Below are 24,892 nucleotides of genomic sequence, written 5' to 3'. Positions count from 1 at the left end.
ATACCTCAGCATAATATATTTGGCTAAAATCAACAAGTTTTTGGATATGGTGAGCGCATCAAAAAATGTCAGAAATTCAAACAGACATTTGGTTTTGAATTGTTAGTCGTAAGTCAAAAAAAAGCCTCTTAGAATACGATTTTTTTCCGGAGAAAGAGCCCACTTTTCAATTGCAGAAAACGCTACCAATTCCTATATATGGTATACAAGCGCAAAATGTTTCACTACATGTTGGGTTTTCTTGAGGAAGTCTTCTAATCACGGGATGGTCTTCGTTCGTATTTTTTTGTCTAGAAATCAAGCAGCATCGTTTTGCTATTTTTAAGCAGATCAATATGTCGTTTCTCGGGGTTTAAGAGCATTTAAATTGGAAAGTGAATAGAGCTATTGGGGAATAGATATGGTTGAGGTAAAAGAGGGTCATTATACTATCGTGAAGCGTAACGGAATGTTTGTTCCTTTTAGTCGGGACAGAATATTTCAAGCTTTGGAAGCAGCGTTTCGTGATACTCGTAATCTAGAAAATAATTCCCCCTTGCCTAAAGACCTCGAAGAAACCATCTCCGCAGTTACTCAGAAAGTTGTCAAAGAGGTTATAGAAAAAATTTCTGCGGGCCAAATTGTCACAGTGGAAAGAATACAAGATCTTGTAGAAAGCCAATTATATGTGAATGGGTTGCAAGATGTAGCTAGAGATTATGTCGTCTATAGAGACCGACGTAAGGAACAACGAGAAAATTCTTGGGAAAGCATCTCTATAATTCGCAGAGATGGTAGTTTAGCTAAATGTAATCCCATGAAGATTTCTTCTGCTCTTGAGAAGGCTTTCCGTGCAACTCATAATATTGAAGGAATTACTCCAGGATCTATTCTACTAGAGATCAATCAGTTAACTAATAAAATAGTAGACGAGATTTTTCGTGAATGTTCAAGTTCTGAACATAAAATTGATATCGAGTTAGTTCAAGATATTGTTGAAAAGCAGCTAATGATCGTAGGTTATTACGAAGTTGCTAAGAATTATATCTTGTATAGAGAAGCTAGAGCGAGGATCCGGGATAGCAAGGAGCCCAATCGGGGCCTTGAGGAAAAAGTTGAGCATGATGAAGTGTATGAAGTTCTTAAAGGCGATGGGACCACTTATCAGCTAGACAAAGCAGAATTGGTAAGTAGGTTTAATTATGCTTGTGCCCGTTTCCCAACTACTACCAATCCAAGCATATTAGCTGATATGGCTTTCGCGAATTTCTATTCTGGAATTAAGGAGTCTGAAATTGTCCTCGCCTGTATTATGGCAGCTCGTGCTAATATAGAAAGGGAACCTGATTACGCTTTTGTTGCTGCTGAGCTCCTTACTGATGCCTTGTATCGTGAGACCATGGGAGTTTCTGGGACATCTCCAGATATTGTTAACCTACAAAAGGAGTATTTCAAGAGCTATATTTTAAATGGTGAGAATTATCGATTGAATCCTCGTTTGCAGGAGTATGATCTTGATAAACTTGCAGATGCTCTAGATATATCTCGTGACAAACAATTTTCTTACATGGGCATCCAGAATCTTTATGACCGTTACTTTAATCAGGAGGGTGGCAGAAGACTGGAAACCCCACAAATTTTCTGGATGCGTGTAGCTATGGGCCTTGCCCTTAATGAGTCAGAAAATAAAACAGATTGGGCTATTACATTTTATGATCTTATATCCCGGTTCTTATATATCCCAGCTACACCCACTTTGTTTAATTCCGGAACTTCTCACTCACAATTGAGTTCTTGTTATGTTTCTACTATTAGGGATGACCTTGCACATATCTATAAGGTTATCGCAGATAATGCTATGCTTTCTAAATGGGCTGGTGGTGTTGGCAATGATTGGACAAGTGTTCGCGCTACAGGGGCTTTGATTAAAGGGACTAATGGCAAGAGTCAGGGAGTCATTCCTTTCATTAAAGTTGCTAATGACACAGCAATCGCTGTGAATCAAGGAGGGAAACGTAAAGGTGCTTTGTGCGTTTATTTGGAAACATGGCACCTAGATTATGAGGATTTCCTGGAGTTGCGAAAAAATACAGGTGATGATCGACGTCGTGCTCATGATATCAATACAGCTAGTTGGATTCCTGATTTGTTTTTCAAAAGACTACAGCAAAAAGGGGTCTGGACTTTATTTAGCCCCGATGATGTTCCAGGTTTGCATGAAGCTTATGGAAAAGAATTTGAAGAACTATACGAAGCTTATGAACGTAAGATAGAATCCGGAGAGATTAAGTTGTATAAACAGATACAAGCAGAGGATCTCTGGCGTAAGATGCTTAGTATGGTATATGAAACAGGTCATCCATGGTTAACCTTTAAAGATTCGTTTAATATTCGTTCAAATCAAGCCCATTGTGGGGTTGTGCGAGCTTCTAATTTATGCACTGAGATCGCTTTAAATTCTTCAGAGACAGAGACGGCTGTTTGTAATTTAGGATCTGTAAATTTAGTTGAACATATTGAGAATGGTAAAATTGATGAAGCCAAGCTTGCTAGAACTATCAACATTGCTATTCGTATGTTAGATAACGTAATTGATTTAAACTTTTATCCAACTAAGGAAGCTTCTACAGCTAACCTAAAGCATAGAGCTGTTGGGTTAGGAGTTATGGGGTTCCAAGATGCGTTATATAAGTTGAACATTAGCTATGCTTCTCAAGAAGCGGTTGAATTTGCAGATGAAAGTATGGAGATGATTTCTTACCATGCCATTTTGTCTTCTAGTTTATTAGCGAAAGAGCGTGGGACTTATAGTTCTTATAAGGGGTCCAAATGGGACTCTGGTTTATTGCCTATAGACACTATTCGGCTATTGCAAGAGGCACGTGACGAAGGCGATTGTCTTATGGATGATTCTTCCAAGAAGGATTGGACGCCAGTACGTGAGGCAATAAAAAATTATGGGATGAGAAATAGTTTTGTCATGGCTATTGCTCCTACAGCGACTATTTCTAATATTGTTGGAATCACCCAGTCAATAGAACCTACATATAAACATCTTTTTGTGAAATCTAATTTATCAGGAGAGTTCACTGTTCCTAATGTTTATCTTATTAATAAACTTAAAGAACTAAATCTCTGGGATGAAGATATGTTAGATGATCTCAAGTATTTTGATGGGTCGTTACTGGAGATCGAACGTATACCAGATGAAATTAAAAAAGTATTTCTTACAGCATTTGAAATAGAACCAGAATGGATTATCGAATGTGGAGCAAGAAGACAAAAATGGATAGATATGTCTCAATCATTGAACCTATACCTTGCTAAACCAGATGGTAAAAAGCTTTCTAATATGTATCTTACAGCTTGGAAAAAGGGACTTAAATCTACCTATTATTTGCGGTCTTTAGCAGCTACATCGGTTGAAAAGTCTTTTACTGATATCAATAAGAGAGGAATTCAGCCTAGATGGATGAAAAATAAGTCTGCCTCTACCGGAATCGTAGTCGATAGAGCAAAGAAGGCACCCACTTGCTCTCTTGAGGAAGGTTGCGAATCTTGTCAGTAATGGTTTCAATGGAAGGGAGGAATTATGGAAGCAGATATTTTTGACGGTAAGTTAAAGCGCGTGGATATTAATAGGAAACGCTTAGTCAATTGTAATCAGATTGATGTGAATCAGCTTGTTCCTATTAAGTATAAGTGGGCCTGGGAACATTACATTAACGGGTGCGCAAATAACTGGTTGCCTACAGAAGTGCCTATGGCACGTGATATTGAGTTGTGGAAATCGAAGGACCTTTCAGAAGATGAGCGTAGGGTCATCCTGCTTAATTTAGGTTTTTTTAGTACGGCAGAAAGTTTGGTTGGAAATAACATTGTTCTGGCCATTTTTAAACATATTACTAATCCTGAAGCACGTCAGTATCTCCTGAGGCAAGCATATGAAGAAGCCGTACATACTCATACTTTTCTGTATATTTGCGAATCTTTGGGGCTTGATGAGAAAGAAATTTTTAATGCCTATAATGAACGTGCTACTATCAAGGCAAAAGATGATTTTCAAATGAGTCTGACAGGAAATATATTAGATCCTAATTTCCATACAGATTCTGTAGAGGGGCTTCAGCAATTTATTAAGAATCTGGTTGGCTATTATATCATTATGGAAGGTATTTTCTTCTATAGTGGTTTTGTAATGATCCTTTCGTTCCATCGCCAAAATAAAATGACAGGTATTGGAGAACAGTACCAATATATCTTACGAGATGAGACCATTCATTTGAATTTTGGTATTGATCTTATTAACGGTATTAAAGAAGAAAATCCTGAAATATGGACAGAAGAACTTCAAAATGAAATTGTTGCTTTGATAGAAAAAGCGGTAGATCTGGAAATTGAATATGCTAGAGATTGTCTGCCTAGAGGTATCTTAGGTTTGAAGGCGCCTATGTTTATCGACTATGTGCGTCATATCGCAGATCGTCGTCTAGAAAGAATAGGTCTGAAGCCGCTGTACCATTCTAAAAATCCATTCCCGTGGATGAGCGAGACTATCGACCTCAATAAAGAAAAGAATTTCTTTGAGACCAGGGTCATGGAGTACCAGACTGCAGGTAATTTAAGCTGGTAAGTTGGTTTTATTTCTTATAAGGCGGGCATTATATTTTAATGCTCGCTTTTTTTAATTTTTCTTAGAAAACTCTTATATAAAACTTCGGATGTTTCTATAATCTTTTGATTGTTAAGTCCTTAGTTTAGTTTTCTCATGAAGCCCCAAGCTTTGAAAGTTCCCTATTTTTGGGAAGAACGTCGTCCCTATCTCAAAGAGAATGTCCTACATATTCCTAGATATTATTTTGATCATCAAAAATTTTCTATGCCTAGTTGGGAAGAACTATTTGGGAATACCTCTCCCATTTTCTGTGAGCTCTGTTCTGGAAATGGAGATTGGATAGTAGCTCAAGCCTTAGAGAATCCTAATAGTAACTGGATTGCTGTTGAGAAACGTTTTGATCGTGTACGGAAGATTTGGTCTAAAATGTGTAATTCTGGAGTTAATAATCTTAAGATCGTCAACGGTGAGGCTCAAACGTTTTTTAGATATTACGTTGGTTCTGAAGCTTTTCAGAAGATTATTGTGAATTTTCCAGATCCTTGGCCGAAACTACGTCATCGTAAGCATCGTTTGTTTCAAGCTCCCTTTATGGAGGATGTTATTCGTGTGTTGCAAGCCTCTGGCATGTTAGTACTTGTTACTGATGACATTCACTATTTGGGAGAAGCAATAGAGACCATAAAAAAGTCAATGTCCCCCACGATAGAGGCACCACATTACTACAAAATGTCAGAGAATTACGGAAACTCTTGGTTTGAGAAATTGTGGAGATCTAAAGGACAAGAAATTCTCTACACGGAATTTAAAAAGAATTGGGATATAGCTGACTTGAACAGCTGACCTTCACGATGTCAACGTGACGCTCTAACCAACTGAGCTAATACCCCAAAACCTGGGACGCATTTTACAATGAAAAGAGTATCTTTGCAATAGGCATATTGATGTTTAAGGAAATAGGATCTTCTCTAGGTAATGTAGTTAAGTTATCGCATGCAATTTTTCGTGATATTGTTCGACCTGGGGATTTAGTTGTGGATGCAACGTGTGGTAATGGACGGGATAGTCTGGTTTTAGCTCGTATATTACAGGGAGTTGGACGACTTGTTGTTTACGATATTCAAGACTATGCTTTGGAAAACGCTAGAAAGTTGTTTGCATCGACTCTTTCTATGCAGGAGAGCTCCATTATACAACTTAAGAAAATGTCTCATGAATTTGTTGAAGAGAAAGGAGCTAAATTATTCCATTATAATCTAGGTTATCTGCCATCTGGTGATAAAAGTATTACTACTTTAGTTGCTAGCACTATAGCCAGTATTAGACGGGCTCTAGATTTCGTATCCGATGACGGAGCGATCACTGTTGTCTGTTATCCAGGCCACGAAGAAGGTGAAAAAGAAACTAGGGAGATAATTGCTTTTGGAGAAACCCTAAGCCCAAAGATTTGGCAAGTGAATTTATTCCGTTTGATAAACAGAACTAAGGCTCCTCAGTTAATTTTATTTCGTCGGGTTAGTCGTTCAATTGATAAGGAATAATACGAATTTCTTGTCGTAAATCTACACCCGTTGCTCTCAGTTTATCACGAATTATTTCAATTAGTTCCTTTACTTCTGCAGAAGTTGCCTTCCCATCATTTATAATAAAATTAGCGTGTTTGCGTGAAACCTGAGCGCCTCCGATCGAGAAGCCTTTGAGTCCCATCTCTTCTATCAGTTTACCTGCAGACTGGCCAGGAGGATTTTGGAAAATGCATCCAGCAGAGGGTTCTTGATAAGGTTGGGTTAACAATCTTCGATGTAAAAGATCTTTTGCTGTTTGAGAAGCCAACGAACTTCTTGTTAAATTAAAAGTAGCTGATAAGATAAATTCTCTGCGATTTTGGAAACAGGAAGTCCTGTAACCTAGTTCCAGAGTTTGGGAAGAGTAGGAACGAATTTCTCCCGATTCGTCAATAACTTCTACACTATCAAGAACAGAAGCTACATCATGCATTCCAGTTCCTGCATTCATAAAAACAGCTCCACCAACTGACCCTGGGATCCCTATAGCAAATTCTAAACCAGAATATCCAGAATCAGATAAAGCTTTTCCTAGTAAAGAAAAAGAAACCCCGGAGTATACTTTAATGCGATCGTTGTCGAGTAGTTCTTTACCTTGGATGTTGTTATATAATACAAAGCCATCTACTCCACGGTCATCAAACAAACAATTTGATCCTTTACCTATGATAACGAAGGGATAGTTTTCTTTTCTAAGGTAGCGAATAACTTGTTTAGCTTCTTCAACAGATCGAATTTCCTTAAAGTAATTGGCAGGGCCTCCAAGACGAAAGGTAGAATACCTGCTTAACCAGACGCCTCGGCGCACAGAAAAAGGAAAATGCGGGATAATAGACTGTTGCACGTTGGAAATTCCGCTTGAAACAATTCAAAGTTGTATTAACAACACATGAGAGAGTGTTCAGGTTCTGCTATTGGCGTATCTAAACAAAAAACATCATTCAAGACAGCGTGTACAAAAGAGCAAGCTTCTTTGTAACTAAATTTTTTCACTAAACGTGTAGCTTCTGCAATTAATACTGATGTACTAATCGGTTGGAGGTAAAGATACTCAAACAGAACAAGGCGCAAAACATTCTTCTCCATAAGATTTAATCTATCAAAGGAGGTATTTTTTATCGTCTTACTAATTAAACTATCTAATTCGGGAGATTTATTCAGTATTTCCCTGGACATATCTAGTGCAGAAAAAGCATGCTTATGAGTGACAGAATTCTGTGCCATGAGGAGAGAGACAAGACCCTGATCCCCACTCATATCCATATTGAGCGCGTAAAGCATTTGCAAAACAATTTCGCGCGTCTTTTGCTTAGGCAGAGGACGAGGAAAACCAATACAAGACTCCGCGGGAGTCTCAGAAGCCAGCGCAGACATGATGACACCAAATTAAATGTTTACAATCAAGCAAGGATTCAGCGGTCGCTAAAGAAAACCCCAGTATGAAAGAGTTCAGAAAATATCAGATAAAGAAGGTTATATGTTGGAAAGTTTTAATTGCAACTAAAAAACTTGGTGGTCGCGGATATAACAAAATCCCCAGCTAACCGAGGTTTAACAGGTGGATGTTCTAAAATAAAATTATACGATTATTTATTTAATCTAGGCATTATCGATGCAATTGTCCATGGATTGGCGTTAATTAAAATATTATTTAATTTAGTTTTTGGTTTGGACTGATAGGAGCTCTAAATTTGGCATTCTACTACTTAGTAGAACATACTCTTTTAGAAGATCTTGGCGGGAAAGTAGTGAATACGTAAAATGTGTGGAAGCTGTAACTAGATAGTTAGATGGTTGATGGTGGTAGATCAAGGCTATCTCTCAATTATTGATGATCTAAGTCAGATTGATTTCCTAAATTGTCAAGGGATTTCAATTGCTTTTCTTTTAAGAATGCTCTAAGATCTTGTGCTTCTTGTCTACTTGTGTGAGAAGTCTCCATTGAATCTTCTTACTAGGACAAAAGGTAGCTCTGATCATTATACAAACCGTGATAACGAGAAATCGGGATAGAGTGTGGCGTTAAATTTAAAAATTAATAGACAGATACGAGCTCCTAAAGTCCGCGTGATAGGGTCTGGAGGTGAGCAGTTAGGCATATTAAACATAAAAGATGCCTTAGATTTAGCCAGAGAGGCTAATCTGGATCTTGTGGAAGTAGCCTCTAATAGCGAGCCTCCTGTCTGTAAGATCATGGATTATGGAAAGTATCGTTATGATCTGACAAAGAAGGAAAAAGATAGCAAGAAGGCTCAGCATCAAGTTCGCATCAAAGAAGTTAAGTTGAAGCCTAATATTGACGACAACGATTTTTCCACAAAACTGAAGCAAGCACGTTCTTTTATTGAGAAAGGTAGCAAGGTAAAAATTACGTGTATGTTCCGAGGTCGGGAACTTGCTTATCCTGAGCATGGTCATAAGGTTGTTCAGAAGATGAGCCAAGGCCTCGAAGATGTGGGGTTCATAGAATCTGAACCTAAATTAAACGGTCGTTCCTTAATTTGCGTTGTAGCTCCGGGAACACTCAAAACTAAGAAAAAACAGGAAAAGTTCCATGCCCAAGATGAAAAGCAATAAGTCCGTTGCGGCTCGTTTTAAGTTGACAGGCTCTGGCCAATTAAAGAGAACCCGTCCGGGAAGAAGGCATAAGTTGTCAAAGAAGTCTTCACAACAAAAGCTCAGTCTATCTAAGCGGCCTCTCGTAGATAAGGGGCAAGTAGGTATGTATAAGCGTATGATGCTTGTTTAAAGATAAAGGATTTTATTATGGTAAGAGCAACAGGTTCAGTAGCTTCTAGACGTCGTCGTAAGCGTATATTAAGACAAGCGAAGGGTTTTTGGGGGGATAGGAAAGGTCATATTCGCCAGAGTCGTTCTGCTGTCATGAGAGCCATGGCTTTTAATTATATGCATAGAAAGGATCGCAAAGGAGATTTTCGTAGCCTTTGGATCGCCCGTCTTAATGTGGCTTCGAGAATTCATGGTTTGTCCTACAGCCGTCTAATTAATGGCTTGAAATGTGCTGGTGTAAATTTAAATAGAAAGATGCTTTCGGAGATGGCGATTCATAATCCGCAAGGGTTTGCTGAGGTCGCTAATCAAGCAAAGAAGGCACTAGAGGCAGCTGTTTAGGAAAAGATATCTTATGACGATCCAAGAAGAACTTGAAGCTACAAAGCAGCAATTTCTTATCGATTTGCGTCGAGTTAGTTCTTCTAAGGAGCTTTTCGACCTCAAGGTACGTTACCTAGGGAAGAAAGGTGTTTTTCGTTTTTTCGCGGATAAGTTAAGGGAGTGCCTTCCAGAGGAGAAAGCTCTGTTTGGTGCTTCTATTAATGAATGTAAGTCTTATGTTGAGGGGCTTATAAGGGAACATGGTCACTCTATTTTAGCCTCAGAGCAGGCTGCGGAATTTTTTAAAGAAAAAGTAGATGTTTCTCTTCCCGGAGAACCCTTTCCTTTAGGAGGCAGGCATGTTATCAAGAAGGTCCTTGATGACATCGTTGATGCTTTTGTTTGTATGGGCTTCTGTGTTAGAGAGGCTCCTCATATTGAAAGTGAAGAAAATAATTTTTCTCTACTAAATTTCGAGGAAGATCATCCAGCCCGTCAGATGCATGATACCTTTTATTTAGATCCCTCTACAGTATTACGTACACACACTTCTAATGTACAAGCAAGGGAAATTAGCGGGTGTCGACCTCCCGTAAAAATAGTTGCTCCTGGCTTATGTTTTAGAAACGAGGACATTTCTGCCCGTTCCCATGTTATCTTCCATCAAGTAGAGGCTTTTTATATAGATCGTGATGTTACTTTTTTTGATCTAACCTCAGTTCTCAGAGAATTTTATCACGGTTTTTTTGGCAGAAAAGTAGAGTTGCGTTTACGTCATAGCTATTTTCCGTTTGTTGAGCCGGGTATTGAAGTAGATGTTTCTTGTGAATGTCAGGGAGATGGATGTGTATTATGCAAATATTCTGGTTGGCTAGAAGTCGCTGGAGCTGGTATGATACACCCTCAGGTACTTCGTAACGGTGGTATCGATCCGGAGTTGTATACGGGTTATGCTCTTGGTATGGGTATCGAGAGATTAGCCATGCTGAAGCATCGTATTTCGGACATTCGTCTTTTTAGTGAAAACGATGTAAGGTTTTTACGTCAGTTTGTTTGATGTTTTTAAGGAAGAATGGCAGAGCGGTTTAATGCACCTGTCTTGAAAACAGGAGATCTGAAAGGGTCCGGGGGTTCGAATCCCTCTTCTTCCGATTCTCAGCTTCTCAAAGTTCTTTAGGTCATTGTTGCGCTACGTGTCTCACATAACACAACAACAATTTCCTTTACGCTGATGCGTTTATGAAGGCTAACATACGGATGGCTTGATCCGTTCCCGGATTTTTTTCGTTACTTTGTGATAGCCATATTTTCCATGTGAATGTGTCATGTGTTAACGTGCTTTTAGATTGTACAGCTTGCATAACTATGCAATATTCTCTTTCTCGATCCTTAATAATATAGATAGCTCCAATTATATCTTTTGGAATGTCAGTAACTAAGGGGATATCCATGATGTTGTCATGTAGCTTCTCTTTCTCCCATATACTTACTTGTTCTTGACTTCCTATATCTGTGCAAGATTTGAGTAAATGATAAGTGTCTAAGGAATACGCAATAATGAGTTTTCCTCCTGCATCCCTTAATTGCCTAATAGTGATTTCCCGTAAATCTAGGGTGAATTGACAAGAACGTTCGAAAATACGATCAGATAGATTTGTAGTTGCCCCATGTTTTCTTAGTGGTGTAATTGGCAAGGGAGTTAAAAATATAGCATCTACTGACTCTAATTGTCCTAAGGATAACATTTTTGCTAGAGAAGATTCTAAAATGCCCTGCAAACTAACACAAATAGACCGACATAATTGATCGTTCCCAAATTGTTCCTCATATCCATAAGTACATAGATTGATGATCATAGCTTTAACGCGATTTACATTTATTCCTTCCGACGACAATTTATCTTCGTTAGAGTCCATGTATTTTAAAGATACATGTTCAAGATTTTGTATTGTGGGGGGTGACATAGTTTTTAAATCTTGATCAGAGGCTATTATCGATGTAACGTGAGCCACACTTAATGTTAATAACAATATGAATTTCATAGTATTTCACTTATTTTGAATTTTCCGACGCACATTCTAACCATGTATTAGATTTATTAGAGAGAAACTCTTTTTATTTTGTAGTGTTTATTATCTATGTATTTGTGTATCAAAGAGTTTTATAAGAAAAAAATATTTCCATATTTTTAAAATAGTTTCTGTTTTTTATTTTTGTTTAATTTTTAATTTTTAATTTCTGCAATTTAGTTACTTGTTATCTGTTAATTATTTTTTCTTATAAAAATTAATTGATATATAATTATTTCTTCTAATAAATTAGAAAGACGATCTCGCGATAATAATTTAAGTTTTTTTGATTACTTGGGGGAAGTATGAGAAAATCTTGCTATAATTTTGAAAAGGCCTTAGAACACCTGGAAAATCTTAAAAAGATGTCCTACGGATCTTCAGAAGCAGGTTTTCTTAACAATCCATGCACCGTCTCGAATGTATCTAGAGGTAACCATTCTCTTGCCGAAATGAAAAATTCTCTTAAAAGTTTAGAGGATTATCTAAAACAAGCCGCGACTTTACCAACAAGTAAAGCTAATAAAGCATTGCAGGAATCTCATTTTTTGATATCTGGGGTTCAAAATATCTCATCTTTTTTAGAAAGCAGAGAAAGAGATTTGTACCACTCTCTTGCTAATGATTTTTTAGAAATTAATAAAATTTATTCTCAAATCCAGGAGGATCTGAGTAGGAAAATAGTAAAAGAAGATCATAGTGAACCTTTAGCTAGAGAACTTACGGGAAGACCCGAAGATGATATCAATTTCTTAAATAATTTGGTCGAAGTAAAAAGAGACCGCTCTTATGAACTTTTTTATATATTAGACGAAAGGAATAAACGATTCTATACGGATGCGTTAGCACAAATTATTTATAAGCAGGGGAAGATTCATGAAACAGCTCATGAAAATGATCCTCTCACTAAAACCTTATTATGGAACAGTGAAGAGGTTAAGAAATTAGCTTCCTACTTAGTATTTACTAACGACATGCCGATACGCCTTTTCTATGAGGAGGCATTGCAAAACTTAGATATTGAGTCCACAGTAAAAGTCCATAATTCCGTAATGGCCCTATTTTTCTCAAGGTATGATGCTACAGCTTTACGTAACAATCCTAAGAAAAATAATACCCACTATTTTAATGATTTTATTCTTTTTCTAAGAGAAGCATGGAAGGCTTTCTTTTCTGAGAGTGTTAAAGACTCTAATCATGTAAAGCAATCGCAAACATTGCTAAATGCTTTGAGTATAGGATTATTTGAAAGTCGGCTAGTGTTTGAAGATGCTGCTCACTATTTGTACTTCCACATCACTAAAAAGTTACAAAGAACGGGAGATAAAAAAGAGTTATCTCCGGGACATTATATTTCAGAAATATATGATGAACTTTATAGATTTTTTGCCCAATATCCTAATGGACCCTTATTTAAAGCAATAGATAGGCTCTTAGAGCCAAGTTCTATCGTTTTCGATCCCATTATTTTGGGGGTGCTACCTTCACTAGAAGGCAAACTACAACTAGGTGACAAATCAATAAATGTTATCCGTACTGCTAATCCTATCACACAAAGTTCTATACTCTATGCTAATTGTAATGACGAATTTTTAGGTTTCTTGAAAGCAAAGGGTGTATTGAATGAGAAAATTCTTGTTCTTAACATTCAAGATAGACAGTCAAAGAAGGATCGTGCTCGCAGTCGTGTTTTAGAAGAAAATCTAGGGCAAGTTGAATATAGAGACTATGTAATTAGTTTCTCTTTTCCAGAACCGGAAGACACTTTAAAACTTCTAGAAAAAGAGCATGGAGAACAGGAGACATTCTCAGGATTTTTCGATGTATTAAAACAAGAGTTTCTGAAGCCTGATGCGCAGTCATCGTTTTTCTTATCTAAAGATATTAAGAAAGAAATCTTAGAATTTTTGAATGACAGCTTGAAGGAGTTAAAAGAGATTTTCTTTTCTAAGAAAAAAATTCTTTTTAAAAACGACAAATTTTTGTTACTTCATATAATTTACTACCTTATAGTTTTTAAGTTAGTTGAAATAACTGACCCGGATAATATCATCGTTACTTCTAAAGATGGGTTAGATTACGCTGCTGTGTTCGTTTCTGGGTTTATCTTCTTTTCAAAAGAGAAAGATTGGGATGAACATCAATTAAAGTTATTTATGACAAAGTTGTTGTCCCCTACCTTAATTGCTAGAGATCGATTGATATTTTCTCAACATATCGATCTTTTGAGTAAATTTGTAAATTGCTTGAGAAAAAACAGACATCATATTTGCAATTTGCAACCTTTTTTCAAATATAATTTGGAACGATGGGATTTTTCAAACTATCTTAATGAAATTATAGAAGTTTCGCATAAGCATAGTTTGTAAATATTATCAAAGCAACCAAAGGAAATAGCATTGCTGGTAAAGTTGGGACAACACTACTGTTTGCTAATACTATGCCGGCTTTTAGAAGTACAAAAAAGATATTGATGGTCCCCAAAGGAACCAAGTAAGCCAAAGTGACAACAGGAACACGACTAAAGCGTAGACATAGATATGCTGATAGTATCATTGCAGAAATACATGCCAAAGGCGATATCAACATATAGTAGAATTTAGATAACAAAGATAGAATGCGTTGAGGAATGGTTGTTGATAGTCCCAGTCCTGTTGCATTCCATGGGATGGCTTGAAAGGATTCAGAAAGTCTATTTTTCCCACCGGCTGTAAATATTTTCGAAAAGGGGTTGTCGTAAAATCCAAACTCAATTTCTGGAAATTCTTTCATGTCAAAAAAATTAGAAATTTCTATCTTCCCAGGACTGGTTTCAGAAAAACAAATAACATCCAAACCAATAGGTAGAGAGCGTGTTGTACACGATAACTTTTCTATGGTGTAAATTGTTTTAGAGTTTTTTATCCAAAAACAATTGTTTAGAGCCAAATTCTTATGATCAATAGAAGAGTATAGTAGTACACTTTGGTCTTTGAGATACAATGCAGGAACCTTATCGTGTACCTTGTTCAAAGTTCCTCGGTCCATGTGTTCTTTAGTAATGGAAATTTTCTCACAAATAGGATGTAGCCATTGAAAATTGGCGTATAAAAAAAGAGTTATCACAAAACTGGAGAAGATTAAAGGAGAAGTTAACGATTTTAGAGACAGCCCAGAAGACTGTAACAGAAGAACCTCCCTTCTATTTTGCATAGAAAATAAAGTGATAGTTGTTGCCACAGCGACAAGTTGGGGCATTAGAAACTCTGCTTTTAGAGCAATTTGTGAGAGGTAGTATAGAACCGAGAGTCTTAATGATGCAGTAGCAGCGATATGTGTAGTATTGCCTTTAATTGCATGTAAAGAGTGGTGTATTGACGCATAGAAAATAAAAGCTAACAATACTAGAGAACCTAAAGCTAGCCAAAACCTTGTAAGTAAATAACGTTTCCAAATTAGCATTTATGCATAACCTTTATTTTCTCGATACGAACGACAAGCAAGTACGCCCCAAGTAATTAATTGGGGAAGAATGAATAACACAATCGCTGAAGGTATTTTTGCAGTATTTTTTCCCACAATCAATAGAATAAGGTTCATTACCGGGAAACTATAGTAAAGAACATTGGCTTTACGGAATCTTGGTTTGTAGGTCCCCAATATCATGCCCGCATAGGTGAGAGTAATACATAAAAGACCTAGAGCAATTCTTCTAAGAATTTCTGGTAAATTGACATAATTATTAAAAGATTGTTTAAACAGCTGTTTCCAAGGTAGGTAATCTGTTCTTGTTTTCATATACGATCTTCCAGCAAATAATGTTGATGTAACCTTGGGAATCAACATTTCTTCTAAAGATTCAATATAATATTCTTTGTGATTGATTGTATCTCGATTGGATAAAGAAGGAGGCAGTTTAGAAATCATTAGGACGTTTTTTGCTTTCACGGAATCTTTTGTGGTATCGGGAATAATCGTTTCTATAATACCAACATTTGAAATTAGATTGTCTCTTTTAAAGGCAATAATTACATTGTCAAATTTGCTTTTTGCACAATGGTCAACAGCAATAAATATCCTGTTATTTTCTTTCTTTTGAAGAGTTTGTAACAGAAGGGCGGGCGAGTTCATTGCCATATTGGCGATTTCTTTGCAGGTTTGAAAACGGCAAATGGAAGCGAGTTCAGAACATGTATAAAAATTAAAACAGCAAATTGCTGAAGAAATCATTAAAATCGGGAAAGATATAATTCCTTTAGATGCTCCAGATGCTCTGAGAAAAGTAATCTGATTGTTTTCAGACAATCCTCGGAAGAGGGTTAGCGCAGATATAAAACAAGATATTGGTAAAATAAATGGTAAAAGATAAGGGATCTGATATGCTGTTAATCGTAAAACTATCGAATAAGGCACAGCTTTGGCAATATAGCTCACAATCTCTTGTAGAGAGCTGATAATTGAAATACAAATTAAGCTGAGTGTACAAAATATAACAGTTTTTAAATAACGGAAAATTAATACTTTCCATAGAATAGGCATGACTTACCCAATTTATGCAGTTACTACTAGAAAACGGGTGTTATGACAATAGTTGTTTTTTCGAAAACAAACACTTATTGACAATTACGTTTGTAAAGGCTTTGTAATTATGGCGCCCTTTTCTTTACTTGAGGATGATAAGCGATTAGAAGTTTTTTTTTCTTCTTTAGATCGCAAAAAAAAGTACCTATTAGGTCTATCGGGGGGAAGTGATTCTCTGTTTCTTTTTTACCTCTTGAAATCTCGAGGAGTTTCTTTTACTGCAGTTCACGTAGACCATGGATGGAGAGAGACTTCCAAGCAAGAAGCTGATAACCTAGTTTCTTTATGTGCTCGTGAAAACGTTCCTTGTGTTGTAGAACGTATCCCTGATGATGTAGATCATACTAGGGATCAGGAGAATACAGCTAGGCAGTATCGTTACAATTTTTTCGAGCGTTTGTGTCGTGATGATGGTTTCGTAGGTGTGTTTCTAGCACATCATGCTAATGATCAAGCAGAAACTATTTTGAAACGTATATTAGAAGGAGCACATCTTCCTAACCTTAAAGGAATGTCTGAGGTTAGTAATTACCAAGGTATTTTGCTTCTTCGTCCTCTATTACATCTTACTAAAAATATATTAGTTGATACTCTAGAATCATATGATATTAGATATGTTCACGATGTATCTAATACCGACGAGAAGTATCTTCGTGCTCGTATGCGTAACAAGTTGTTCCCTTGGCTAGAAGAAGTTTTCGGTAAAAATGTTTCACATCCTTTGATAACATTAGCCGAGGAATCGCAAGAACTCTCACAGTATTTACGGAAACAATCTATGCCGTTTTTATCGTTAATCCAAAATAAAGATGGCATTTGGTATATCGAAATCCCTGATATTTTGTTGGATGAGATTTTTTTAACTAAATGGGTCTGCAAGGAATTTTTCAATCGTGCGGGAGCTAGTGCTTCAAGGTATTTTCTGCAAACGATTTACGAACATTTACAACGTCGGCATACTATAAAAGTTCGTCTCAAGAATAAAACAGTGACCGTAAAAGCTGGGGTGGTAATGATAGAATAGAACATATATAATGATTTCATCCATCTGGTTGGAAGATGATGAATAGTAGTTCATTGTAAGTATTATGTTTTATCTTTTTTGTTTTTAAAACAAGGTTTTTAAACAAAATAATAAAAAATATGATATATTTAATAATTACCTGTCTGATTGATTAGCTTAGTTGTGAAATTTATGTCTAAAGATAAAAAGATGAAGCCCGAATCGAAAAAAAATTTCCCTTCTGTATTTTTTTTCTTTTATTTGGCGTGATTTTTGGTGTGATCGCCGTTCAAAATTTTCTTGTTGTTAGGAAGGCTCGGGTTAGTTTTAGCCATCAGTTGGAACATTTAGTTAACTTGAAGTTAATTGTTCCTGAAGACAGTCGTAAGATGGCTTTGAATGATAATTTAGTTTCTTTTAGTGGACGTTTTCGTGAATCTCCTACACCAGAGGGTCAGTTACGATACCGTTACTTGGAACTTATTGATGAGAAGCATCACTTAGACTTTGATGGTCAAGAGATTAGCAAGAATTTAGTATCTCTTTCCAAAGAAGTGGAAAACTCTATTTTATGGTTTTCTTCAATATCGGGTTCCCCGATACCTGAGACAGGCTATGTCATCAGCAGTGATACAGAAATATCTTCTTCGTCTTTGGATGGTTTGGTTATTTATGGTCCCAGTAAGCACCAGATTATCAACTTAGATGCTCTGGAAAAAAGATTTGTTACGCTGACCAAGTCAATCGAAAGTTTCCGAACTTTTGGATCAGATCTCTACGAATTATTGGGGAAATACTTATCTCCTGTTCTAGGAATAGGTTCTGAGAATTTAAAACGAGAGTTGAAGAGTCTTTATCAGCAAGTAGAAACTTCTCTTACACAGCCGATGAATTTGGTAGAGCTAGAGGTTTTATATAAACAAGTTCTTGTCTCTCTAGGGAACATTTCTTCTTCTCTATCCCTATCTCAGAGTGGGGAACGTTTCGAGCAGCTGCGTTCTGTACGTTTATACAGAGAAGAACGTAGTAAATACATAAAAGTTTTGGAAGCTATTCAGGTTAATCAGGCACAATTAGAGAAGGTTCGAGGAGAGTTGAACCAGGCTGTATGGTATTTTAACAATCAGGAATTATCTTCTCGTGCCCTTGAAAAACAAGATCCAGAGGTGTTTGCACACTGGTTTTCTGGTGCCAAACAGGAATGGTCAGAATTTTCTCACAATCGTTCCTTATCTTTTAAAGCCCCGGATCAACCTCGTAACCTGGTTTTAGAGAAAACCTTTAAGAGCGAAGAACCTGCTCCTCATTATATTGGGTATGTTTTTACTTTCATGCCTATTCTATTTGTTCTTGCTTTTGTGTATTTCATTTTCTCTCGTCAAGTGAAGGGAATGAATGGCTCGGCCATGTCATTTGGCAAATCACCAGCACGTTTATTAATGAAAGGACAGAATAAGATAACGTTTGCAGATGTCGCTGGTATTGAGGAAGCAAAGGAAGAGTTAATCGAGATAGTTGATTTTCTTAAAAATCCTACGAAATTTACTAGTTTGGGTGGTAGGATTCCTAAAGGCGTTTTGCTGATTGGTCCTCCTGGGACTGGGAAAACTTTAATTGCTAAAGCTGTTTCCGGAGAGGCTGATCGTCCTTTCTTCTCCATTGCGGGTTCTGATTTTGTTGAAATGTTTGTCGGAGTCGGGGCCAGCCGAATTCGTGATATGTTCGAACAAGCAAAAAGGAACGCTCCTTGTATTATTTTCATTGATGAAATTGATGCTGTTGGTCGTCATCGTGGTGCTGGTATTGGAGGAGGACACGATGAAAGAGAGCAAACGCTCAATCAGCTATTAGTAGAGATGGACGGTTTTGGTACAAACGAAGGCGTTATTTTGATGGCTGCAACCAACCGGCCTGATGTTTTGGACAAAGCATTGTTACGTCCAGGACGTTTTGATCGTCGTGTTGTTATGAATCTTCCTGATATTAAAGGAAGACAAGAAATTTTAGCTGTTCATGCTAAAAGAATTAAGTTAGATCCTACCGTAGATCTAGCGGCTGTGGCTCGTAGTACTCCAGGTGCTTCTGGAGCTGATCTCGAAAACCTTTTAAACGAAGCAGCTTTATTAGCAGCACGTAAAGATCGTACTGCAGTTACCGCTGTTGATGTCGCTGAGGCCAGGGATAAGGTGCTGTATGGTAAAGAACGACGCAGTTTAGAAATGGATGCTGAAGAACGCAAAACAACAGCTTATCATGAATCTGGTCATGCTATTGTGGGGTTGTGCGTACAGCATAGCGACCCTGTTGATAAAGTTACTATTATCCCTCGAGGTCTGTCTTTAGGAGCAACTCATTTTTTACCAAAGAAAAATAAGTTGAGTTATTGGAAGAAAGAACTTTTTGATCAGCTTGCTGTGCTAATGGGAGGACGTGCTGCTGAAGAAATTTTCTTAGGAGATATTTCAAGCGGTGCCCAACAGGATATTTCTCAGGCTACTAAACTGGTTCGTAGTATGGTTTGTGAGTGGGGCATGAGTGATCAGTTGGGTAAGGTTACCTATGATGAGCGTTCCGATATGTCTACCGGCTATGGTGCTTATCATGAAAAGAATTACTCAGAAGAAACAGCTAAGGCTATTGATAGTGAGTTAAAAACTTTATTAGATTCTGCGTATCAAAGGGCTTTGGACATTATCAATGAACATCGAGCTGAAGTTGAGTTGATGACTCAAATGTTAATAGAGTTTGAGACTTTAGATGCCAAAGATGTCAAAGACATTATGGATCATACTTGGGATCCAGAGAAGAAAAGGGCTCGGTTGAAAGAAGAAGGTATGTTATTTAAAAAACCTTCTGATGATCTTCCTCCGCCACCTCCTCAAGAAGACTCCATGACAGATGGCACTGGTCTAAAACTGAACGCGACGTAGTCGTGCTACCAAAAAGGAAAAGGTAGCCGAAGATTTATCTCCGGCTACCTTTTTATCACAATTTAGTAAAAGAAAGAGCATTTTATAGATTACTCAGACAGAACTGCCTTATGGCTGAGCTTAAACTGTCCTTTTTCATTCACGCTAAGAAGTTTGACGTCCAACATATCACCTTCCTTAACAACATCACGAACATTTTCGATTCGTTGCTTTGAAAACTCTGAAATATGACAAAGTCCTTCTTTCCCAGGGAGAATCTCAACAAAAGCTCCAAACGGTACGACAGAAGTCACGCGTCCTTTGTAAATTTTACCCACTTCTACTTCACCAACTAAGCCATCTATAATTTCCTTAGCTCGATTAATAGCTTCCAGTGAAGATGCGGTAATGCTGACTAAACCCAAGTCATTAATATCAATTTGCACGCCAGTCGTCTCGATAATCTGGCGAATTTGTTTCCCTCCAGGGCCAATGACAGTTGCAATTTTTGCAGGCTTAATCTGCATTGTCTCAATACGAGGAGCATATTTTGAAAGATCATCCTTAGGTTTAGATAAAGCTTGGTACATTGTTTGAAGAATATCTTGACGCCCGTATTTTGCTTGAGCTAAGGCAGCACGCATAATTTCCGGAGTTATACCTTCAACTTTGATATCCATCTGAAACGCGGTTATACCCTCCACATCACCAGCGACTTTAAAATCCATATCTCCAAGATGATCTTCTATTCCGGAGATATCTGAAAGGATGGTAACACTATCTTCATCTAAAATTAATCCCATAGCAATACCAGCTATGGGAGTCTTTATTGGAACACCAGCATCCATTAGAGCTAAGCAACCACCGCAGACAGATGCCATTGAAGAAGAACCGTTGGATTCTGTGATATTAGACTCTATACGTATAGTGTACGGAAACTTATCAGATAAAGGAAGGATATGACTTAATGCTTTTTCAGCTAATTTACCATGTCCAATCTCTCTACGTCCTGGTGATCCAATTCTGCCAACTTCTCCCACGGAAAAAGGAGGGAAGAAATACTGAAGATAAAACCTAGAAGTACCTTCTCCATTTAGATCCTCATAACGTTGGGCCATAGTTTCACTGCCTAACGTACAAACCGCCATGGTTTGAGTTTCACCTCTAGTAAACAGAGCACTACCATGTGTCCTAGGAAGAAAAGCTGTGTGGATAGAAATAGGACGGATTGTAGTCACGGAGCGCCCATCGATACGCACACCTTCTTTGCGTATCATAGAGCGCATGTAATCGGACTTTGCTGTTTTGAAAGCTGTTTTAATATTCAAAGATGAAAAGATCTCATCATTTTCTACCTCTAAAGCAGAAAGGACTTCTTTCTCCAAACTTAAAGAAGCAGACTCAAGGGCTTTTTTTTCTTTGATCTTCAGAAGAGAAGAAAATTTATCTTTTAAAAAGTCATCTACCGCACTTCGAACCTCACTTGGCAATGGAATAATGGCCGAAGTATTCTTTGGCTTCCCAGATTGTTGCTGCCAAGCTAGTAACGCAGAGCATATGGTTTTAATATGCTTGTGGCCGTAATCAATCGCTTCAAGTACTTGCTCTTCTGTGAAGAAGTCACAATGACCTTCGATCATTAATATGGCATTCTCACTGCCTGCTAACACCAAGTCTAGACGCGAATTCTCCATTTCCGATCTGGTTGGGTTTACTACCCACTTTCCATCGATATAACCCACGCGCACCCCAGCAACAATGCTTAGCTGAGGAATGTTTGAGATTGTTAGAGCTGCTGAAACACCGCAAATAGCGAGAGGATCGGGTAAGGTTTGACCATCATACGACCAAACATAAGACAATGCCTGAACATCTTGCATCAAGCGATTTGGGAAAGAGGGGCGAAGCGACCTGTCTATGAGGCGAGAAACGAGAATTTCTTTTTCAGTAGGGCGGCCTTCCCGTTTTACAAATCCACCGAGAGTCTTACCTGTTGAAGAGAACTTCTCTTGGTAATCTACTCGAAAAGGCAGGAAATCCACAAAATTTTCTAAATCAGAGGAGCATACTGAAGAAAATACCCAAGTTTCCTGGCACTTTGTGAGAACAGCTCCATTAGCTTGTCGAGCTATCTGTCCCGATTCAAATACTAGAGTTTTACCCTCTTCAAGGGTGACAGAGATACTTTCAAGCGTCATAGAGCTCTCCTAGGGCATGGCAAAATGTCAATTTAAAACTATTTTCTTAAGTTGAGGCGTGTAATCAAATTTTTATATCTCTCGGTGTCGGTAGAATTTAGGTATTCTAAAAGTTTTCTTCTTTGACCTACAAGTTTCAATAATGCTAAACGAGAGTTTTGATCTTTAGGAGATCTTTTAAGGTGCTCTTTAAGCTCAGTGATGTGTTCTGTCAAAATGGCAATTTGCACATCTGCAGAACCAGTATCTTTCTCGTGTAATTGAAACTTTTTTGTGATTTCTTCTTTAGTTCCCTTATCCAAAGACATCGGATGTCTCCTTAAAATAAAATAATTGCCACAAAGGCCAATTATACTTGAGAGGTTTGTTAATGTACACCTTTTGGTATATGGTAGGGCATTTTTTGGTTGGTGAATAAAAAATATAATCCACATGACTCTATTCTTATCTGCCTAGATATAGATAAGAATATTTTTATTGTTTACTAGTTACTATCCCTTCTAGATATATTGTGAGAGGCAAATTCTTAAATTATATTTCGTGTGTTAACTATTTTCAGGGGGATGATAGATGGATATTGTTAGAGATATGTTTTTTATGAAGGAGGCTATAAAAGAAGCAAGAAAGGCTTATACAAAAGATGAGGTTCCTGTAGGCTGTGTAATTGTGAAAGACGATAAAATAATAGCCAGGGGACATAATGCTGTCGAAGGATTAAGAGATCCTACTGCCCATGCTGAGATTTTATGTATAGGCGCAGCATCAGAATATTTAGAAAATTGGCGTTTGATAGATACCACGCTCTATTGTACCTTGGAGCCGTGTTTAATGTGTGCTGGTGCCATACAACTAGCTCGCATTCGAAGAATTGTTTGGGGAGCACCAGATTTACGTTTAGGCGCAGCGGGAAGTTGGATTAATGTTTTTACGCAAAAACACCCATTTCATGCTGTTGAATGCACCTCAGGCATATGTTGTGAAGAGTCGGAAAGAATTATGAAGGATTTTTTCTTAGGAAAGCGTAAAGGAAAGCATGAAAAATAAAATTAAAAATTTATTGGATGACTTATACAACAATCAACAAGAAAAGTTACACAATCTTGGACAAGAAATTATTCCAAATTTAACAACAGATGACGCCCTACAACCTATGGATTTCTCTATATTAGAAGAAAATTCGTTTTTTCGTTTTGAAGAGGGCGTGCTGATGGGACTGGGGGAGGCCAGAGCAGCGGTTCTTGCTTTTTTTGCCGAAGAAAACTCAGAAACGCGATAATCGGTAAGGATTAGGAATTTTTTCTTTGTGACAAAAGATTATGCCAATAAGTATGGAGATGACCGAACCAAGAAAAACGGCAAAAGCACCAGAAACAAGTAGTATGAAAAAGTAAAAGCCTAGCAAACCAATAAAGCCCCATTTCCTAGATAGGCTGGTTGGCAGAGGATACATTGCTAGACGTTTTTCTGGATCAAGAAAAACCCAAACTAATACAAGAGTGGCGATTAAACATTCAGGACCAAAGAATGCTTGCGAGCTGTGAAGAAGGTGTAGTGCAGCCCATACGATTGTCCCGGTGATAAGAATTTGTGAACTAATTAGGGCTAAATAAGGCAAAGAGCCTAACTTTCTCACAATATGGTCTGTAGCTTTGTAGAATAAAACAAAATCTAAACAATTTCTGATTAGAAGGCGCTGCGTAACTTCTAAGCATCTCTCATTTGAAATTGATAAGCAATCCGATGTCACTAAAGGATATGTTAAGAACTGCCAGAACTTATGTTCGCACACCCCTTTTGTGGATAACGCTAGAGTTTCAATAACGCCCGGACATCCGAAGACCTTCTTCATGACATAGGACACGAAGGGAGCCGTACAAGAAATAATGAGCACAAAGAGGGGCACTCGTTTTAGCAACCGTCCGAAAAAAGGTGTTTTCTTGTGTTTGTCAGGGAAAATTATCCTCATTGAGGCCTTTACCTTTTAATATTCTCTCGTCACTATATGACAGATTTTCGATATAGAAACACCATCATATTCGGGGAGTTGTCAATCTCACAACGTAGTTAGGTCATCATTTTTTGCTTCTTGGACTGAATGGAACGTTTCCTTTAACGCTTGTGTCATCGAAAAAGATTCAAACACCCAAACAGGACGTGAGACCAAGGTTACGCTTAGGTGATAAATTTTTCTATATTAAAATTTTCCTTTCCTGGTTCAGGTTGGAAGAAATTTTTATAACTAAATTTTTGTTTTTTAACATGTTATACATAATTTACTCATCTCCCTCTTAGACTTTAAAATATAATAGAGGGAGATATATTGCTAGTTAGATGCCGATGTAGTTAAATTTGCTTTAATAGTGAGCTCGTTTAAAGTGCTGAGCAAAGCATTAGCTGCTTGAAGTAACTTCATAGATTGTGTTGAAGTAGCATTTACTGCTTTTTGATTTGCTTGAGCTCTTTGTTGTGCAGCTGATAATTCTTGTTGGATCAATTGTCTGTTTGCTGTTATTTGTTGGTTGGATGTTTGAAATGCTTGTACTTCAGTCTGGTTAGAGTATTCTTCTTTTTCTTCGTTAGCTTTAGTTTTCTTTTTCAGATCGGGAACTTTGAGTAATGGTAGGTTAATTAGTTCTTTAGTTTTCTTTTGTTGTTCTGTCGTGTTGTCTTGTAATACAGCCATGATAGACTTAGCAAATTCTGTTGTTGCTACTGATAGTTGTAACATTACTTTGATGCAGAAATAAATAGCTGAACTTTTGTTTTCTGTAATGTTTTCTGAGACTACTGTCGTTGATGGAGGAATAACAGTAGGGACTTGATTATCTATAGTGAGTTTAGATGTGCCGCTCATGATAATTTGTTCCTAGAAAGTGATCA

General features: G+C 37.4%; 21 protein-coding genes, 2 tRNA genes and 1 pseudogene. 14 read left to right on the top strand and 10 right to left on the bottom strand.

The window, feature by feature from the left end:
- Positions 1 to 400: 400 nt before the first annotated feature.
- From H359_RS04055 to H359_RS05030, 3 genes are all read left to right on the top strand, one after another.
- Positions 401 to 3,547 carry a ribonucleoside-diphosphate reductase subunit alpha gene (locus tag H359_RS04055; RefSeq protein WP_020370484.1) on the top strand — a complete coding sequence of 1,049 codons (3,147 nt, stop codon included), beginning with the start codon at positions 401 to 403 and terminating at the stop codon, positions 3,545 to 3,547.
- 24 nt (positions 3,548 to 3,571) lie between these two features.
- Positions 3,572 to 4,612 carry a ribonucleotide-diphosphate reductase subunit beta gene (locus tag H359_RS04050; protein WP_020370483.1) on the top strand — a complete coding sequence of 347 codons (1,041 nt, stop codon included), beginning with the start codon at positions 3,572 to 3,574 and terminating at the stop codon, positions 4,610 to 4,612.
- Between the two features lie 135 nt (positions 4,613 to 4,747).
- Positions 4,748 to 5,437 carry a tRNA (guanine(46)-N(7))-methyltransferase TrmB gene (locus tag H359_RS05030; protein ID WP_021119607.1) on the top strand — a complete coding sequence of 230 codons (690 nt, stop codon included), beginning with the start codon at positions 4,748 to 4,750 and terminating at the stop codon, positions 5,435 to 5,437.
- Here H359_RS05030 and H359_RS04045 read toward each other — a convergent pair.
- A tRNA-Val gene (locus tag H359_RS04045) sits at positions 5,411 to 5,484 on the bottom strand. The genes H359_RS05030 and H359_RS04045 overlap by 27 nt on opposite strands.
- A gap of 54 nt (positions 5,485 to 5,538) precedes the next feature.
- On the opposite strand from H359_RS04045, the gene H359_RS04040 reads away from it, so the two are divergent.
- Positions 5,539 to 6,135: a class I SAM-dependent methyltransferase gene (locus H359_RS04040; RefSeq protein WP_020370482.1), complete on the top strand. Its 597-nt coding sequence runs from the start codon at positions 5,539 to 5,541 to the stop codon at positions 6,133 to 6,135.
- Here H359_RS04040 and murB read toward each other — a convergent pair.
- Positions 6,110 to 6,991 (bottom strand): UDP-N-acetylmuramate dehydrogenase, encoded by an 882-nt coding sequence (gene murB / locus H359_RS04035; RefSeq protein WP_407918997.1) that lies wholly within the window; start codon positions 6,989 to 6,991, stop codon positions 6,110 to 6,112. The two genes, H359_RS04040 and murB, sit on opposite strands and share 26 nt — an antisense overlap.
- A gap of 47 nt (positions 6,992 to 7,038) precedes the next feature.
- Positions 7,039 to 7,533: a transcription antitermination factor NusB gene (gene nusB, locus H359_RS04030; RefSeq protein WP_020370480.1), complete on the bottom strand. Its 495-nt coding sequence runs from the start codon at positions 7,531 to 7,533 to the stop codon at positions 7,039 to 7,041.
- A gap of 642 nt (positions 7,534 to 8,175) precedes the next feature.
- Here nusB and infC point away from each other — a divergent pair.
- From infC to H359_RS04005, 5 genes are all read left to right on the top strand, one after another.
- The gene (gene infC, locus H359_RS04025; RefSeq protein ID WP_020370477.1) at positions 8,176 to 8,736 is read left to right on the top strand and encodes a translation initiation factor IF-3; all 561 of its coding nucleotides are present in this window, start codon (positions 8,176 to 8,178) and stop codon (positions 8,734 to 8,736) included.
- Positions 8,714 to 8,908 (top strand): 50S ribosomal protein L35, encoded by a 195-nt coding sequence (gene rpmI, locus H359_RS04020; RefSeq protein WP_021119613.1) that lies wholly within the window; start codon positions 8,714 to 8,716, stop codon positions 8,906 to 8,908. The genes infC and rpmI overlap by 23 nt, the downstream gene beginning before the upstream one ends.
- Before the next feature lie 17 nt (positions 8,909 to 8,925).
- Entirely contained in the window at positions 8,926 to 9,291 is a 366-nt protein-coding gene (gene rplT, locus H359_RS04015; protein ID WP_020370476.1) for a 50S ribosomal protein L20, read from the top strand.
- Between the two features lie 13 nt (positions 9,292 to 9,304).
- Positions 9,305 to 10,330, top strand: a complete 1,026-nt coding sequence (gene pheS / locus H359_RS04010) for a phenylalanine--tRNA ligase subunit alpha (protein WP_020370475.1) — start codon at positions 9,305 to 9,307, stop codon at positions 10,328 to 10,330.
- A gap of 9 nt (positions 10,331 to 10,339) precedes the next feature.
- A tRNA-Ser gene (locus H359_RS04005) sits at positions 10,340 to 10,424 on the top strand.
- 72 nt (positions 10,425 to 10,496) lie between these two features.
- On the opposite strand, the gene H359_RS04000 is transcribed toward H359_RS04005, so the two are convergent.
- Positions 10,497 to 11,315, bottom strand: a complete 819-nt coding sequence (locus H359_RS04000) for a hypothetical protein (protein ID WP_020370474.1) — start codon at positions 11,313 to 11,315, stop codon at positions 10,497 to 10,499.
- 332 nt (positions 11,316 to 11,647) lie between these two features.
- On the opposite strand from H359_RS04000, the gene H359_RS03995 reads away from it, so the two are divergent.
- Entirely contained in the window at positions 11,648 to 13,711 is a 2,064-nt protein-coding gene (locus H359_RS03995; protein ID WP_020370473.1) for a hypothetical protein, read from the top strand.
- On the opposite strand, the gene H359_RS03990 is transcribed toward H359_RS03995, so the two are convergent.
- Positions 13,680 to 14,783, bottom strand: a complete 1,104-nt coding sequence (locus H359_RS03990; protein ID WP_020370472.1) for an LptF/LptG family permease — start codon at positions 14,781 to 14,783, stop codon at positions 13,680 to 13,682. The genes H359_RS03995 and H359_RS03990 overlap by 32 nt on opposite strands.
- Positions 14,784 to 15,860: an LptF/LptG family permease gene (locus H359_RS03985; RefSeq protein WP_020370471.1), complete on the bottom strand. Its 1,077-nt coding sequence runs from the start codon at positions 15,858 to 15,860 to the stop codon at positions 14,784 to 14,786.
- Positions 15,861 to 15,969: 109 nt separating this feature from the next.
- Between H359_RS03985 and tilS the strand changes: the two genes are divergently transcribed.
- Positions 15,970 to 16,926 carry a tRNA lysidine(34) synthetase TilS gene (gene tilS, locus H359_RS03980; protein ID WP_020370470.1) on the top strand — a complete coding sequence of 319 codons (957 nt, stop codon included), beginning with the start codon at positions 15,970 to 15,972 and terminating at the stop codon, positions 16,924 to 16,926.
- Positions 16,927 to 17,097: 171 nt separating this feature from the next.
- Positions 17,098 to 19,835, top strand: a pseudogene (gene ftsH, locus H359_RS03975) (ATP-dependent zinc metalloprotease FtsH).
- A gap of 89 nt (positions 19,836 to 19,924) precedes the next feature.
- Here ftsH and pnp read toward each other — a convergent pair.
- Positions 19,925 to 22,012: a polyribonucleotide nucleotidyltransferase gene (gene pnp / locus H359_RS03970; RefSeq protein ID WP_020370468.1), complete on the bottom strand. Its 2,088-nt coding sequence runs from the start codon at positions 22,010 to 22,012 to the stop codon at positions 19,925 to 19,927.
- Between the two features lie 38 nt (positions 22,013 to 22,050).
- Positions 22,051 to 22,320, bottom strand: a complete 270-nt coding sequence (gene rpsO / locus H359_RS03965) for a 30S ribosomal protein S15 (RefSeq protein WP_011006716.1) — start codon at positions 22,318 to 22,320, stop codon at positions 22,051 to 22,053.
- Between the two features lie 262 nt (positions 22,321 to 22,582).
- Between rpsO and tadA the strand changes: the two genes are divergently transcribed.
- The gene (gene tadA / locus H359_RS03960) at positions 22,583 to 23,056 is read left to right on the top strand and encodes a tRNA adenosine(34) deaminase TadA (protein WP_020370467.1); all 474 of its coding nucleotides are present in this window, start codon (positions 22,583 to 22,585) and stop codon (positions 23,054 to 23,056) included.
- Positions 23,046 to 23,288, top strand: a complete 243-nt coding sequence (locus tag H359_RS03955) for a hypothetical protein (RefSeq protein ID WP_020370466.1) — start codon at positions 23,046 to 23,048, stop codon at positions 23,286 to 23,288. The genes tadA and H359_RS03955 overlap by 11 nt, the downstream gene beginning before the upstream one ends.
- Here H359_RS03955 and H359_RS03950 read toward each other — a convergent pair.
- Both H359_RS03950 and H359_RS03945 read right to left on the bottom strand, forming a co-directional pair.
- A complete protein-coding gene (locus H359_RS03950; protein ID WP_020370465.1) occupies positions 23,274 to 23,978 on the bottom strand; it encodes a hypothetical protein in 705 nt (234 codons plus the stop codon). The two genes, H359_RS03955 and H359_RS03950, sit on opposite strands and share 15 nt — an antisense overlap.
- 357 nt (positions 23,979 to 24,335) lie before the next feature.
- Positions 24,336 to 24,866, bottom strand: a complete 531-nt coding sequence (locus H359_RS03945) for a CT847 family type III secretion system effector protein (RefSeq protein ID WP_020370464.1) — start codon at positions 24,864 to 24,866, stop codon at positions 24,336 to 24,338.
- Between the last annotated feature and the right edge of the window lie 26 nt (positions 24,867 to 24,892).

The sequence above is a fragment of the Chlamydia ibidis 10-1398/6 genome (genome assembly GCF_000454725.1).
GTDB lineage: Bacteria > Chlamydiota > Chlamydiia > Chlamydiales > Chlamydiaceae > Chlamydia > Chlamydia ibidis.
Note: the sequence above shows the minus strand (reverse complement) of the source record. Positions and strands in the feature narration are given on the sequence as shown.

Excerpts from the sequence above, each read along its gene's own strand:
- H359_RS03990 (WP_020370472.1), bottom strand. The coding sequence starts at position 14,783 with ATGCTAATTTGGAAACGTTATTTACTTACAAGGTTTTGGCTAGCTTTA.
- tadA (WP_020370467.1), top strand. The coding sequence starts at position 22,583 with ATGGATATTGTTAGAGATATGTTTTTTATGAAGGAGGCTATAAAAGAA.
- H359_RS04055 (WP_020370484.1), top strand. The coding sequence starts at position 401 with ATGGTTGAGGTAAAAGAGGGTCATTATACTATCGTGAAGCGTAACGGA.
- tilS (WP_020370470.1), top strand. The coding sequence starts at position 15,970 with ATGGCGCCCTTTTCTTTACTTGAGGATGATAAGCGATTAGAAGTTTTT.
- rpmI (WP_021119613.1), top strand. The coding sequence starts at position 8,714 with ATGCCCAAGATGAAAAGCAATAAGTCCGTTGCGGCTCGTTTTAAGTTG.
- H359_RS03945 (WP_020370464.1), bottom strand. The coding sequence starts at position 24,866 with ATGAGCGGCACATCTAAACTCACTATAGATAATCAAGTCCCTACTGTT.
- H359_RS03985 (WP_020370471.1), bottom strand. The coding sequence starts at position 15,860 with ATGCCTATTCTATGGAAAGTATTAATTTTCCGTTATTTAAAAACTGTT.
- pnp (WP_020370468.1), bottom strand. The coding sequence starts at position 22,012 with ATGACGCTTGAAAGTATCTCTGTCACCCTTGAAGAGGGTAAAACTCTA.
- pheS (WP_020370475.1), top strand. The coding sequence starts at position 9,305 with ATGACGATCCAAGAAGAACTTGAAGCTACAAAGCAGCAATTTCTTATC.
- H359_RS03950 (WP_020370465.1), bottom strand. The coding sequence starts at position 23,978 with ATGAGGATAATTTTCCCTGACAAACACAAGAAAACACCTTTTTTCGGA.
- H359_RS04050 (WP_020370483.1), top strand. The coding sequence starts at position 3,572 with ATGGAAGCAGATATTTTTGACGGTAAGTTAAAGCGCGTGGATATTAAT.
- H359_RS04040 (WP_020370482.1), top strand. The coding sequence starts at position 5,539 with ATGTTTAAGGAAATAGGATCTTCTCTAGGTAATGTAGTTAAGTTATCG.
- H359_RS04000 (WP_020370474.1), bottom strand. The coding sequence starts at position 11,315 with ATGAAATTCATATTGTTATTAACATTAAGTGTGGCTCACGTTACATCG.
- H359_RS05030 (WP_021119607.1), top strand. The coding sequence starts at position 4,748 with ATGAAGCCCCAAGCTTTGAAAGTTCCCTATTTTTGGGAAGAACGTCGT.
- H359_RS03955 (WP_020370466.1), top strand. The coding sequence starts at position 23,046 with ATGAAAAATAAAATTAAAAATTTATTGGATGACTTATACAACAATCAA.
- rplT (WP_020370476.1), top strand. The coding sequence starts at position 8,926 with ATGGTAAGAGCAACAGGTTCAGTAGCTTCTAGACGTCGTCGTAAGCGT.
- nusB (WP_020370480.1), bottom strand. The coding sequence starts at position 7,533 with ATGTCTGCGCTGGCTTCTGAGACTCCCGCGGAGTCTTGTATTGGTTTT.
- H359_RS03995 (WP_020370473.1), top strand. The coding sequence starts at position 11,648 with ATGAGAAAATCTTGCTATAATTTTGAAAAGGCCTTAGAACACCTGGAA.
- rpsO (WP_011006716.1), bottom strand. The coding sequence starts at position 22,320 with ATGTCTTTGGATAAGGGAACTAAAGAAGAAATCACAAAAAAGTTTCAA.